The organism is Pseudomonas sp. Root562 (assembly GCF_001427125.1).
GTDB lineage: Bacteria > Pseudomonadota > Gammaproteobacteria > Pseudomonadales > Pseudomonadaceae > Aquipseudomonas.
In genome coordinates this window covers 425106-437262 of record NZ_LMGK01000012.1, presented here as the reverse complement: position 1 = coordinate 437262, position 12157 = coordinate 425106, and the positions used below count along the sequence as shown (strand labels likewise).

General features: G+C 58.8%; 11 protein-coding genes. 4 read left to right on the top strand and 7 right to left on the bottom strand.

Features of this window, described 5'->3' with window-relative positions:
• Together ASD60_RS12105 and ASD60_RS12100 are read left to right on the top strand one after the other, a co-directional pair.
• A complete protein-coding gene (locus ASD60_RS12105; protein ID WP_056854224.1) occupies positions 1-939 on the top strand; it encodes an MlaD family protein in 939 nt (312 codons plus the stop codon).
• The gene (locus tag ASD60_RS12100; protein WP_056854223.1) at positions 936-1562 is read left to right on the top strand and encodes an ABC-type transport auxiliary lipoprotein family protein; all 627 of its coding nucleotides are present in this window, start codon (positions 936-938) and stop codon (positions 1560-1562) included. Before ASD60_RS12105 ends, ASD60_RS12100 begins: the two co-directional genes overlap by 4 nt.
• 91 nt (positions 1563-1653) lie before the next feature.
• On the opposite strand, the gene ASD60_RS12095 is transcribed toward ASD60_RS12100, so the two are convergent.
• The 5 genes from ASD60_RS12095 to ASD60_RS12080 form a co-directional block, all read right to left on the bottom strand.
• Entirely contained in the window at positions 1654-2883 is a 1230-nt protein-coding gene (locus ASD60_RS12095; protein WP_056854222.1) for a nucleoside recognition domain-containing protein, read from the bottom strand.
• Positions 2884-3081: 198 nt separating this feature from the next.
• Positions 3082-4413 (bottom strand): glutamate/aspartate:proton symporter GltP, encoded by a 1332-nt coding sequence (gene gltP, locus ASD60_RS12090; protein WP_056854221.1) that lies wholly within the window; start codon positions 4411-4413, stop codon positions 3082-3084.
• A 707-nt stretch (positions 4414-5120) separates the two neighbouring features.
• Positions 5121-5585 (bottom strand): inhibitor of vertebrate lysozyme family protein, encoded by a 465-nt coding sequence (locus tag ASD60_RS12085; protein ID WP_056854220.1) that lies wholly within the window; start codon positions 5583-5585, stop codon positions 5121-5123.
• A gap of 2 nt (positions 5586-5587) precedes the next feature.
• Entirely contained in the window at positions 5588-5752 is a 165-nt protein-coding gene (locus ASD60_RS28240) for a DUF1328 domain-containing protein (protein ID WP_003170804.1), read from the bottom strand.
• A gap of 70 nt (positions 5753-5822) precedes the next feature.
• Positions 5823-6110 (bottom strand): hypothetical protein, encoded by a 288-nt coding sequence (locus ASD60_RS12080; protein WP_056854219.1) that lies wholly within the window; start codon positions 6108-6110, stop codon positions 5823-5825.
• Positions 6111-6491: 381 nt separating this feature from the next.
• On the opposite strand from ASD60_RS12080, the gene algB reads away from it, so the two are divergent.
• A complete protein-coding gene (algB, locus tag ASD60_RS12075; protein WP_056854218.1) occupies positions 6492-7838 on the top strand; it encodes a sigma-54-dependent response regulator transcription factor AlgB in 1347 nt (448 codons plus the stop codon).
• Between the two features lie 10 nt (positions 7839-7848).
• Complete coding sequence (locus tag ASD60_RS12070) at positions 7849-9639, top strand: KinB sensor domain-containing domain (RefSeq protein ID WP_056854217.1); 1791 nt, start codon at positions 7849-7851, stop codon at positions 9637-9639.
• A gap of 3 nt (positions 9640-9642) precedes the next feature.
• Here the strand turns inward: ASD60_RS12070 and ASD60_RS12065 are convergent, their stop codons facing one another.
• Both ASD60_RS12065 and ASD60_RS12060 read right to left on the bottom strand, forming a co-directional pair.
• Complete coding sequence (locus ASD60_RS12065; protein ID WP_056854216.1) at positions 9643-11256, bottom strand: EAL domain-containing protein; 1614 nt, start codon at positions 11254-11256, stop codon at positions 9643-9645.
• Positions 11257-11332: 76 nt separating this feature from the next.
• Positions 11333-12112 carry an N-acetylmuramoyl-L-alanine amidase gene (locus ASD60_RS12060; RefSeq protein ID WP_056854375.1) on the bottom strand — a complete coding sequence of 260 codons (780 nt, stop codon included), beginning with the start codon at positions 12110-12112 and terminating at the stop codon, positions 11333-11335.
• Between the last annotated feature and the right edge of the window lie 45 nt (positions 12113-12157).

Here is a 12157-nt window from a genome sequence, read left to right as displayed (position 1 = left end):
ATGGAAACCCGAGCTCATCATGTATTGATCGGCCTGTTCACTGTGATTGTGGTGGCAGGCGCCCTGCTCTTTGGTTTGTTTCTGGCCAAGTCCAGTGTCGATACCGCGTTCAAGGACTACGAAGTCGTGTTCAACGAGGCGGTCAGCGGCTTGTCCAAAGGCAGTTCGGTGCAGTACAGCGGTATCAAGGTCGGCGATGTGATATCGCTGCGCCTGGACCCGCAAGACCCGCGGCGGGTACTGGCGCGGATCCGCCTGGGCGGCGACACGCCGGTCAAGGAAGACACCCAGGCCAAACTGGCGCTGACCGGGGTCACCGGGACATCGATCATCCAGCTCAGCGGCGGCACGCCACAGAGCCCGACGCTAAAGGGCAAGGACGGCAACCTGCCGACAATCGTTGCATCGCCCTCGCCTATCGCCCGTCTGCTCAACGACAGCAACGACCTGATGGCCGGCGTGAACATGCTGATGCACAACGCCAACCTGATGTTTTCCACGGAAAACATCGAGCGCATCAGCAAGACCCTTGAACATCTGGAGCAAACCACCGGGGTCATTGCCGACCAGCGTGGCGATATTCGCCAGGCCATGCAGCAACTGTCCTCGGTGGGCAAGCAGGCCAGCAGCATGATGGAGCAAACCTCAGCGCTGATGCGCAACGCCAATGGACTGCTCAACGATCAGGGCAAGCAGATGTTCGGCAGCGCCGAGCAAGCGATGAAGTCGCTGGAACAGAGCAGTGCGACGATCAACACATTGCTGAGCAGCAATCAGGACTCGATCAACAACGGCATGCAGGGCCTCAATGGTCTGGCTCCGGCGGTGCGTGAGCTGCGCGAAACCCTCACCGCGCTGCGCGCCATCTCTCAACGCCTTGAGGCCAACCCCAGCGGTTACCTGCTGGGCAGTGACAAGAACAAGGAATTCACTCCATGAAGCTGACCCTCATCGCCCTCCTCGCCGGTTTCATGCTGCTCAGCTCCTGCTCGATCCTGCCCAAGCCCGAGCCGTTCGATGTCTATCGTTTGCCTTCAGCTCAGAGCATTCCGGCGAGCAGTCATGGTGCGGCGCAACGCTGGTCGTTGCGCCTGACCAAACTTCAGGCCAGCGAAGCGTTGAACAGTCCGAACATAGCGGTCATTCCTCAGGGCGATGTGATCAGCAGCTACAAAGGCTCGCGCTGGAGCGACCCGGCACCGGTGCTCGTGCGCAATCGCCTGCTCGATGGTTTCCAGCGCGATGGTCGGGTCTCGCTGTTGAGCACCGATGACAGCATTTTCCAGACGGATCTGGAGCTGGGCGGTGTCCTGCAAGCCTTCCAGACCGAATACCAGGGCACGAACGCCAGCGTGGTGGTACGCGTGGATGCATTGCTGGTGCGCAGCTACGACCAGCACATCCTCGCCAGCCGCCGCTTTGAGGTTCGTCAGCCGCTCAATGATGTAAAAGTGCCGGCGGTGGTGGCCGGGTTCGGCCAGGCCAGCGATCAATTGACGGCGCAGGTGGTGAATTGGGCGGTTGAGCAAGGCCAGAAAATTGTGCTTCCCGCGAGACCTTAAAGGTTCTGCGGGCCTTATCGCTGGCAAGCCAGCTCCCACAGAAACTGCGCGGTCCTTGTGGGAGCTGGCTTGCCAGCGATAAATGTTGGATTTACCCAAAGAACCAGTAGCAAACCCCGATGGCACCCAGCACGCCGGCCAGCTCCGCCAACAACGCACAGCCCACCGCATGCCGAGCTCGTTGGATACCCACTGCCCCGAAATACACCGCCAGCACATAGAACGTGGTTTCGGTACTGCCCTGAATCGTCGCCGCCACCAGCGCCGGGAAGCTGTCGACGCCGGAGGTCTTCATGGTTTCGATCAGCATCGCCCGGGCGGCGCTGCCTGAGAACGGTTTGACCATGGCAGTGGGCAGTGCATCGACGAAACGCGTGTCCCAGCCGGCCCACTCCACCAGGTGACGAATGCCGTCCAGGCCAAAATCCAAAGCCCCGGACGCTCGCAGCACACCCACCGCGCAGAGCATCGCCACCAGATACGGCAGCAGGTTCTTCGCCACATCGAAGCCTTCCTTGGCGCCTTCGACGAACGCTTCATAGACTTTGACTTTACGCATCGCACCGATGATCAAGAACAGCATGATCAAGCCGAATAGCGTCAGATTGCCGAGGATCGACGACAAACCGGCCAGCGCGGCTGCCGACATGGTTCCCAGCAACGCCATGAACCCGCCAAGGACCAAAGCGCCCGGGATCAGATACGCGAGCACGACCGGGTCCCAGACACGCAGGCGTTGCATGAAGGCCACCGCGAGGAAGCCCACGATGGTCGAGCAACTGGTGGCCAGCAGGATCGGCAGGAACACCAGCGTCGGATCAGGCGCGCCTTGCTGGGCGCGGTACATGAAGATCGTCACCGGCAGCAGGGTCAGGGAAGAAGCATTGAGCACCAGAAACAGGATCTGAGCGTTACTGGCGATGGTGTCACTGGGGTTGAGTTCCTGCAGGGCCTTCATCGCTTTGAGGCCGATGGGCGTGGCGGCGTTGTCCAGCCCCAGGCCGTTGGCGGCGAAGTTCAGGGTAATGAGGCCGATGGCGGGGTGGCCCGGCGGGACTTCCGGCATCAAGCGCAGAAACAGCGGGCCGAGGGCTTTGGCCAGCCATTCGACAATCCCGGCTTTTTCGGCAATCCGCAGGAAACCCAGCCAGAGGGTGAGGGTGCCGAACAGCAATACCATCACTTCGACCGACAATTTGGCCATGGCGAATATGCTTTCCACCATCGCCGCGAAGATTCCGGCATTGCCGCCGATCAGCCACTGCGCCAGCGCCGAAATCGCGGCCACGATGAAAAAGCCAAGCCACAGGCCATTGAGCATCAGTCAAATCCCCCAAAAGATGCGCGAATGATAGCGGGGTGGCCGGAAACGACAAACCCCGGATTTCTCCGGGGTTTGTCTGGTGCTGTCATTGACTTGTGTAGGAGCAAGGCTTGCCCGCGATCGGGACGCCTCGGTGTATCAGATGCACCGCGCTTTCATTCATCGCGGGCAAGCCATGCTCCTACAGGGCGCGTGTCAGTTGCTGGAAACTTCGCCGGCCGGCAGCTTCTCTTTGCTGCGCCAGTGCGGCAGGGAGTTCCAGTAGCGCTGACCCTTGGCATCGTCGTACATGCCTTCCCAGCGGGAAATAACCAGCACGGCCAGGGCGTTGCCGATCACGTTCAGTGCGGTACGCGCCATGTCCATGATGCGGTCGACACCGGCGATGAAGGCCAGGCCTTCCAGCGGAATGCCGACGCTGCCCAGGGTAGCCAGCAGCACCACGAAGGAGACGCCCGGTACGCCGGCGATGCCTTTGGAGGTGACCATCAGGGTCAGGACCAGCAGCAGTTGCTGGCTGATCGACAGGTCGATGCCGTACAACTGAGCGATGAAGATCGCCGCGATGCTCTGATACAGAGTCGAACCGTCGAGGTTGAACGAGTAACCGGTCGGCACCACGAAGCTGCAGATGGCTTTCGGCGCGCCGTAGGCTTCCATCTTCTCGATCACGCGCGGCAGCACGGTTTCGGAGGAGGCGGTGGAGTAGGCTAGCACCAGCTCATCCTTGAAGATGCGCATCAGCTTGATCACCGAGAAGCCGAACAGGCGGGCGATCAGGCCCAGTACCACGAAGGCGAAGAAGGCGATGGCGACGTAAACCAGGATCACCAGTTTGGCCAGCGGCAGCAGGGACGCGAAGCCGAAATTGGCAACGGTGACCGCGATCAGTGCGAAAACGCCGATCGGGGCGTAGTTCATGATCATGTGAGTGACCTTGAACATGCTTTCCGACACGCCCTGGAACATCGTTACCAGCGGGTCGCGCAATTCGGGTTTGAGGCTCGACAGACCGAGACCGAACAACACCGAGAAGAAGATGATCGGCAGCATCTCGCCACGGGCCATGGCCGCGAAGATGTTCGACGGAATCAGGTTGAGGATGGTTTCGATGAACGCGTGTTCATGCTGCACCTCGGCCGCGGTCGCCTGGTACTTGGAGATGTCCACAGTACCCAGGGTGCTCATGTCGATGCCGGCACCCGGATGGAACAGGTTGGCCAGCAACAGGCCAACGACGATGGCAATGGTGGTGACGACTTCAAAGTAGATGATGGTTTTCAGGCCGATGCTGCCGAGCTTCTTTGCATCACCCACGCCAGCAATACCAACGATCAGCGAGGAAATCACGATCGGGATCACGATCATCTTGATCAGACGGATAAAGATATCGCCTGCCGGTTGCAGGACGTTGCTGATCCACCAGGCTTTCTCGGCACTGAAATGGTTGAGCAGCGCACCGATTGCAATCCCCAACACCAGACCGATGAGGATCTGCCAGGCGAGGCTAAGCTTTGCCTTCTTCATATCTTTACCCTTACTTCAGTTTGACTCGGGCAATCGCGTGAGCGGGTTCGCTTGTGGCGAAAAAGTCACGCAAATGCCCCCGTATAAGGAGCCCCGGAGCGCTTGTTAGTGGCTCTCTGGCAGGCGAAAAAAGGCGCAACTATTCCGATGCAAGGAAGCGACGTCTAATGCCGTAAACGCCTACCCTATGCCGAATCGGCATGAGGTTTTTTAGCTGAAAGCGACGTCGCAATCGGTTCGAATGTGACATTTCGGCAGTCATAAGTGCCGTGAACCGGTCATCACAGCGCTGATTGATTGTTTTTTGACCAGTGGAATCGACGGCGAATTACCGATAAAACCGACCAATCCGCCCATGGAATTGCGCGCGGACGCAGGCAATATTTCTCGATATACGGTCGCAGTGGGGGTTATGACGGCAGGGAATTTTGCAGAGACTGAGGCAGGGGCTTTTAAAAGGTGCGGGGATAAACGGGAGTACGCTGTCACTTGATTGAGCAAGCTCTCCGCAAGTCCGTCGAGCCATGATCGACCGGCGAACTTGCGTCGCAGCTTTTCCTGACCCGGCCCTTGCGCAGGTACTCCCTGTACCCGTAGGTCACTCCGCCCCTGAAGCAGGCAGAACGTCCCGACCCCTTGGTCATGCGCCAGCCTTCCTCAGGTGGCGCAGGTGGAGAAAAGCGAGGCTTCTCTCACGTGTCTGAAACCTAGTACCAGTTCGGATCTTTCTTGAGTTGCTCCATCAACAAGTCCTGCATGCCCTGGTCCGGCTTACCGATAAATCGATAGCTGGCATGTCGGGTCGGCGACTTGTCTGCAGGTAATCCCGCAGGCACCTCGACCAGCATGGCGTAGGCATCTTTTTTGTCGAAGCTGACGGCGACAATCAAGCGTTTGTCAGGGCATGTCGCCTTGGATTCGCACAGCGGCCCCACCAGATACTGCTCGCCATCTTCTTCAACGGCATTCATTTGTTCGGCATCGCCGGACAGGTTCATGACCCATTCCGGCAGGCGTTCCTCTTTCTTGACGACGCCTTGCCAGGTTTCCTGGTACTGCGGGTCGGTCTTCAGCAACTCGTTGACCCGCATCTGCCCGTCATTGGCAGCAATCGCCATGGCACTACCGCCCAGTAGCAGGGCGGCTGCCAGTGTCTTCAACGAAACGCTCATGTTCAACCTCGGCCGCGACGGCCAAAGAAGAAGGAAGCAATGAACATCACCAGGAACACGACAAAGAGAATCTTGGCGATACCCGTGGCGGTGCCCGCGATACCACCGAAGCCCAGTACGGCAGCGACAATGGCAATGATCAAGAATGTGATTGCCCAGCTCAACATGGTGATTCTCCTTACGCTTCTATTTTAGAGGTGCTTGTCCCGGCGCATCGAACGCGCCAAGTTTGTGTAATCAGAAAACCCAGCGCTCTTGACGAGGCATCTCGTTCACAGGTTGTGCCTGGTCGACGTCCATCATGCGCATGGCGGCGGTGTCATTCATGCCGCTGCCGGCCGCGCTGAAGTGGGTTTGGATCGGTTGTTGAAACGACACGCGTGGCGCTGCTTGCTGCTGATCCTGCTCCCAGCGCAAAAATTGTTGACCGGCAATCAGAGTGACCAGCAGCGCAAAAACGCAAAACAAGCCTTGCTGGATGTGCAGTGGCGAGAGACGTAATTGGGCGGCACGTTGACGATTCATTCTGAAGCTCCTCCCGCGTGGGGTGATCTGGTTGAGGGCGGTTGTTGTTGCCCTGCATTGCTCAGATCATTGCAGTCGTCATGCCAGCTTTTTTCATCGAAAAAATACGTTATAAATCAATATGTTACTGATGATTAAAAAGTCTGTTCGGCGGCATCCTGCACGATGCTGCGTTGCCCGTCCGTGCGTAATGCACGATTTGCCATACGGCATCGCAATCATTTTGAATTGAGAGAAGGACGTGACTGTCAGAAAAAGACGCAACTCATGGTGTTTGCAGATAGCTACCCTGAGACGGCGTTAATAGATCAGAATAAACCATGCAACTTGCCCGATTTTTCCGGGACTAACCTAAGATCATTCATTAAGGAGCGTAGGAAAATGGAATCAGCCACCGAGCATCAAGGCCGTATTCTTCTGGTGGATGATGAGTCCGCCATCCTGCGTACCTTTCGATATTGCCTTGAAGACGAAGGCTACAGCGTGGCAACGGCCAACAGCGCTGCCCAGGCCGAAGCGCTGTTGCAGCGTCAGGTGTTCGACCTGTGCTTCCTCGATTTGCGTTTGGGCGAAGACAATGGCCTGGATGTGCTGGCCCAGATGCGCATCCAGGCGCCCTGGATGCGGGTAGTGATCGTTACCGCACACTCGGCCGTGGACACGGCGGTGGATGCAATCCAGGCGGGCGCCGCGGATTATCTGGTCAAGCCGTGCAGCCCCGATCAATTACGTCTGGCTACCGCCAAGCAATTGGAAGTACGGCAGTTGTCGGCGCGCCTGGAAGCACTGGAAGGCGAGGTACGCAAACCAAAGGACGGTCTGGACTCTCATAGCCCGGCGATGAAAGTGGTGCTCGAAACCGCACGGCAGGTCGCCAATACCGATGCCAATATCCTCATTCTTGGCGAGTCCGGTACGGGTAAGGGTGAACTGTCCCAAGCCATTCACGGCTGGAGCAAACGCTCCAAGAAGTCGTGCATCACCATCAACTGCCCGTCGCTGACGGCCGAACTGATGGAAAGCGAACTGTTCGGTCACAGCCGTGGTGCATTTACCGGTGCCAGTGAAAGCACGTTGGGCCGTGTCAACCAAGCCGATGGCGGGACGCTGTTTCTCGACGAGATCGGCGATTTTCCCTTGGTTCTGCAGCCAAAGCTGCTGCGTTTCATCCAGGACAAGGAATACGAACGAGTCGGTGACCCGGTCACGCGCCGCGCCGACGTTCGCATCCTCGCCGCCACAAACCAGAATCTCGAAGACATGGTCCGTGATGGGCGTTTTCGCGAAGACCTGCTCTATCGCCTGAACGTCATCACCCTGCACTTGCCGCCGCTACGCGAGCGCAGGGAAGACATCATCAACCTGGCCGATCGCTTTCTGGCCCGGTTCGTCAAAGAGTACGCGCGTCCGGCGCGGGGGTTCAGTGATGAAGCCATTGAGGCAATGCTCGGTTACCGCTGGCCGGGCAACATCCGCGAGTTGCGCAACGTGGTAGAGCGGGCGAGCATTATCTGCCCGCAGGAGCGTGTCGAGATCACTCACCTGGGGATGGCGGAAACACCGGTCAACAACGCCCCGCGCATTGGTGCCGCGCTGAGTCTGGACGAACTGGAAAAAGCCCACATCGGCGCGGTTCTCGCCACCGCCGGTACACTGGATCAAGCTGCCAAAACCTTGGGAATCGACGCGTCGACCCTTTATCGCAAACGCAAACAGTACAACTTGTGAGTCGCCTCCGATGAAGCTGGCGATGAAGTTGCGGACCCGCCTGTTTTTAAGCATTTCCGCGCTGATAACCGTCGCGCTGCTCGGGCTTTTGCTCGGACTGGTCAGCGTGATGCAGATGGCCGGGAGTCAGGAAGCACTGGTACGCAACAACTTCGTCACCCTGGATATTGGCCTTAAATTGCGCCAGACGCTGGGCGATCAGTTGATCATCATGCTCAGCGAGCGCCCTGATTCTCAAGCCTTCGAAGCCTCCAAACGGCGTTATTTCGAATTGCTGGACCAGGGAATCGCCCAGGAAGCGCAGTCCGAAGGAAACGAGTACGGATTCAAGAAGGCCAAGGCTGATTACCTCAGCTTTATTCGGGCCTATGAAGTTTCGCCCGATCATGCTCATGTGCTGTCCGGCAACGATGAACTCACGGAAAGATTCAACGCGCTGCGCAATGGTTTGATCATTGAACACAAGCGCGCCCTGGATAACATCGGCGCGACCGAGCGCAAGGCTCGCGAGCGGGCGCTGTTGGTCGCCGGCCTGCTGGGGTTGGTCGGGTTGGCGGTGTTGATCATCGGCTTCGTGACCGCTCACGCCATCGCCCGGCGTTTTGGCGAACCCATCGAGGCGCTGGCACAAGCGGCGGATAACATCGGGCAGGGGAATTTCGATGTCTTGCTGCCGGTTTCTTCGGCCGTCGAGCTCAATCAGCTGACCCGGCGCTTCGGCATCATGGCCGAGGCACTGCGCGAGCATCAGGCGACCAACGTCGATGAGCTGCTGGCCGGTCAGCAACGTTTGCAGGCGGTGCTCGACAGCATCGACGATGGCTTGCTGATGATCGATCGCCAGGGCCATCTGGAGCATCTCAACCCGGTGGCTCAGCGTCAGTTGGGCTGGGACAGTGATCGACTCGGGCAAGGCCTGGGCACAGCGCTGGAGCGTCCTGAGCTTGATGAGCAGCTGCAATTGGTTCTGCGTGGCGGCACGCTGGAGCGGGCGCCCGAAGATCTGAGCATGGAGGTCGATGGCGAGACGCGGCTGTTGACCTACAGCCTCACGCCAGTGAGCCACACCCAGGGCCATATTCTCGGCGCGGTCATGGTGTTGCATGACGTTACCGAGCAGCGTGCCTTCGAACGGGTGCGCAGCGAATTCGTGCTGCGCGCCTCCCATGAATTGCGCACACCGGTCACCGGCATGCACATGGCGTTCGGCCTGTTTCGCGAACGCGCGCACTTCCCGCAGGATTCCCGTGAAGCCGATCTGCTGGACACGGTGAACGAAGAAATGCAGCGCCTGATGCAGCTGATCAACGACCTGCTGAACTTCTCCCGTTACCAGAACGGTCTGCAGAAGCTGGTGCTGGCGCCTTGCTCCATCGAGGATCTGCTGGAGCAGGCGCAGCTTCGCTTTGCCAGAGGTGCCGAAGAGAAGGGCATTGAGCTGTTGATTGAGGTGCAGGGGCCGTTGCCACGCTTGCAGGCCGATCAACCACAGTTGGACCGGGTGCTCGATAATCTGATCGACAACGCGCTGCGCCATACCGCTGCCGGCGGGCTGATCCGCTTGCAGGCGCGGCGCCATGGCGATCGGGTGATCATCAGTGTCGAGGACAACGGCGAAGGCATTGCCTATGGGCAACAGGGGCGGATCTTCGAGCCTTTCGTCCAGGTGGGCCGCAAAAAAGGCGGAGCCGGGCTCGGCCTGGCGTTGTGCAAGGAAATTGTGCAATTGCACGGCGGACGGATGGGCGTTTATTCGCGGCCGGGGCAGGGCACCCAGTTCTACATGGCACTGTCGGTGTAGGCTTCAGGCCTCGTCATCCAGGCGCCGGTTGGTCAGCCGGCGCCCGCGGGTAATCAGTTCGATGAACTGCACGGCGCTCAGCGCGTGGGCGAACAACCAGCCTTGGCCGAACTTCACACCTTCACTGCTCAGTAACGCTGCCTGGGCTTCATGCTCAATGCCTTCGGCAATCACCTTCAGGTGCAGGGATTGCGCCATGTGGATGATGTGCGGGGCTACGCCACTGCTTGCGGCGTCATGGCCCAGCGCATCGATGAAAGCCTTGTCGATCTTCAGGCAATCCACCGGCAGGGTTTGCAGGTAAGCCAGGCTGCAATAGCCGGTGCCGAAATCATCGATCAGCACTTGATGTCCGACATCGCGCAAGGCTTGCAGGTTCTCTCGGGCGACCACCACATCGATCAAACCCCGTTCGGTCACTTCAAAGGCAATCTGCTTGGCTGCCACTCGATGCAACGTCAGCAGGCGCGCCATCACCTGGCCGATGCGTGGAACCATCACATCGCACGCCGCCAGGTTGACGGAGATGTACAGCTGCGGATTGGCCCGAAGCAGTTGCCCAAGTTGTTCAAGCAGGCGTTGCAGGACGAAGTCGGTCATCTGGCGGATCTGCCCGGTGTTCTCTGCCATCGGGATGAACAGGTCGGGGCTGGTCAGCGTGCCATCGGGTCGTCGCCAGCGCAGCAAGGCTTCGGCGCCAACGCAGTTGCGGCTGTCGAGATCGAAGATCGGTTGATACAACACCTGCAATTCGCCCCGGCGTATGGCCCCGGTCAACTCAGCATCCAGCGATTGGCGTTGGCGCACCAGCAGGAACACCAGGAAACCCACGCAGGCTGACAGCAACAGACACACAGGGAGCAGCCACCACCATACGGGCGGAATGTGCGTGCCGGTGCGCGGGCTGATCAGGACCAATTGGTATTCCGGGTTGTCGGTGGGCATTCGGTAAATCAGGCGGGTGTGCGTGACGAGCAAGGCATCGCGGGTCTTTGGTGGCCAGGACTCCGTCGGTGGCCACACCTGGGAAACACCGAGCACTGGTATCGCCCGCGTGCCGTGGTCAAGGATCACCAACAGGCTGCTGCCCGGTGACAGGTCGACCATGTCGGTCAAATGGCCGCGAGAAGTGGCCACACGGAAGTTGCCGCGGCCGAGCATCAGCGCGGCGCGGTTTTCATCGGGTTCGGTGGTGGTGTTGAGCCAGTAGCTGTAGGTCGGTCCTTTGATGTCCGGTGCCCGCACCAGCGACAAACCTTCCTGGCGTGGGCGGTTGGAGCAGATACGCGAGGCGTCCATATAGGCCGCTTCGTATACGAACCGATAGTTGAAGCTCACTTGCTGCAACGTCGCGATCATTTCGTCATCGCAACTTCGCAGCGGTTGGGCTTCCAGGTCATCGAGGCTTTCCCTCAGTTGCCCAAACAATTGTTCCAGGCGAGCGAGAAAACGTTCGCCCTGGGCGTTCATTTCCCGGCTTTCTTCTTGCTCAAGCTGGTGGATGGCGATGAAGTAACTGCCTGCCATCATCATTGTTGCGCTCAGGACAGCAGCCAGCATCGCCAGAAACCACGGGCGATAGAACCAACTACGAAATGTCTCTCGAGCAGCAGGCATTGTGGAATATCCGAAGAATTACCAATGAGTTATAGCTGCTGATGAAAAAAACGCGCTGACCGTCGGGCGGCCGTCATTATTTTGTCTGATTCAATACCTGTAGCAGCGCAGCAGTTTGTGCGTCCGGCGTGCCATCGAAACGGGACGGGCGGAAATGCATTTGAAAGGCTGCAATGACATGCCGTGTGGCGACGTCCAGTTCGCCAGTCTGTGGTGTTTCGTACCCCGCGCGTGCCAGCTGCGCCTGATACCAGGAGATGCTCGGTAGCTGCGTCTCGAATTGCGTTTGCTGCCGGGCGACCGCCTGTTCGTTTGGCCAAATGCCAATGCCTTCGGCGGCCAGGCGTTTCCAGGGGAATAGCGGGCCGGGATCGAGTTTACGCAACGGCGCGATATCGCTATGGCCGACAATGCTGCGAGGGCTGATTTTGTAGCGCTGGCTGATGTCTTTGAGCAAGACGATCAACGACTGGACCTGCGCTTCTGTGTAGGGATACCAGAGGCGTCCGGTCGGAGTGTCCTTGAAACCCGGGTTGACGATTTCGATACCAAGGGAGCTGGAGTTCATCCAGGTGCGGCCTTGCCATTGGCTTTCCCCGGCATGCCAGGCCCGCAGGTTTTCATCCATCAGTTTATAAATGGTCGCGTTTTTGTCGTCGCCGATCAGGTAGTGGGCGCTGACTTCGCCGTGGGTCAGTAATTGCACCGATCGCTCCATTGATGTGGAGGTGTAGTGCAGCACCACAAACTGAATGCGACTGTCGTGGTTGGCAGATGGATAACGGGTGTCGTAGCGGGGGCCACTGGCGCAGCCAGCCAGCACAACGAGCGATACGATAAGGGCAAGATATTTCATGGCGAAAGCACGCAAGACAGTAATGCAACAGTGTAACGTACTGCC

What these genes read in the sequence shown, in the direction of transcription:
- ASD60_RS12105 (WP_056854224.1), top strand. Translation starts at nt 1, where the DNA reads ATGGAAACCCGAGCTCATCATGTATTGATCGGCCTGTTCACTGTGATT.
- ASD60_RS12100 (WP_056854223.1), top strand. Translation starts at nt 936, where the DNA reads ATGAAGCTGACCCTCATCGCCCTCCTCGCCGGTTTCATGCTGCTCAGC.
- ASD60_RS12095 (WP_056854222.1), bottom strand. Translation starts at nt 2,883, where the DNA reads ATGCTCAATGGCCTGTGGCTTGGCTTTTTCATCGTGGCCGCGATTTCG.
- gltP (WP_056854221.1), bottom strand. Translation starts at nt 4,413, where the DNA reads ATGAAGAAGGCAAAGCTTAGCCTCGCCTGGCAGATCCTCATCGGTCTG.
- ASD60_RS12085 (WP_056854220.1), bottom strand. Translation starts at nt 5,585, where the DNA reads ATGAGCGTTTCGTTGAAGACACTGGCAGCCGCCCTGCTACTGGGCGGT.
- ASD60_RS28240 (WP_003170804.1), bottom strand. Translation starts at nt 5,752, where the DNA reads ATGTTGAGCTGGGCAATCACATTCTTGATCATTGCCATTGTCGCTGCC.
- ASD60_RS12080 (WP_056854219.1), bottom strand. Translation starts at nt 6,110, where the DNA reads ATGAATCGTCAACGTGCCGCCCAATTACGTCTCTCGCCACTGCACATC.
- algB (WP_056854218.1), top strand. Translation starts at nt 6,492, where the DNA reads ATGGAATCAGCCACCGAGCATCAAGGCCGTATTCTTCTGGTGGATGAT.
- ASD60_RS12070 (WP_056854217.1), top strand. Translation starts at nt 7,849, where the DNA reads ATGAAGCTGGCGATGAAGTTGCGGACCCGCCTGTTTTTAAGCATTTCC.
- ASD60_RS12065 (WP_056854216.1), bottom strand. Translation starts at nt 11,256, where the DNA reads ATGCCTGCTGCTCGAGAGACATTTCGTAGTTGGTTCTATCGCCCGTGG.
- ASD60_RS12060 (WP_056854375.1), bottom strand. Translation starts at nt 12,112, where the DNA reads ATGAAATATCTTGCCCTTATCGTATCGCTCGTTGTGCTGGCTGGCTGC.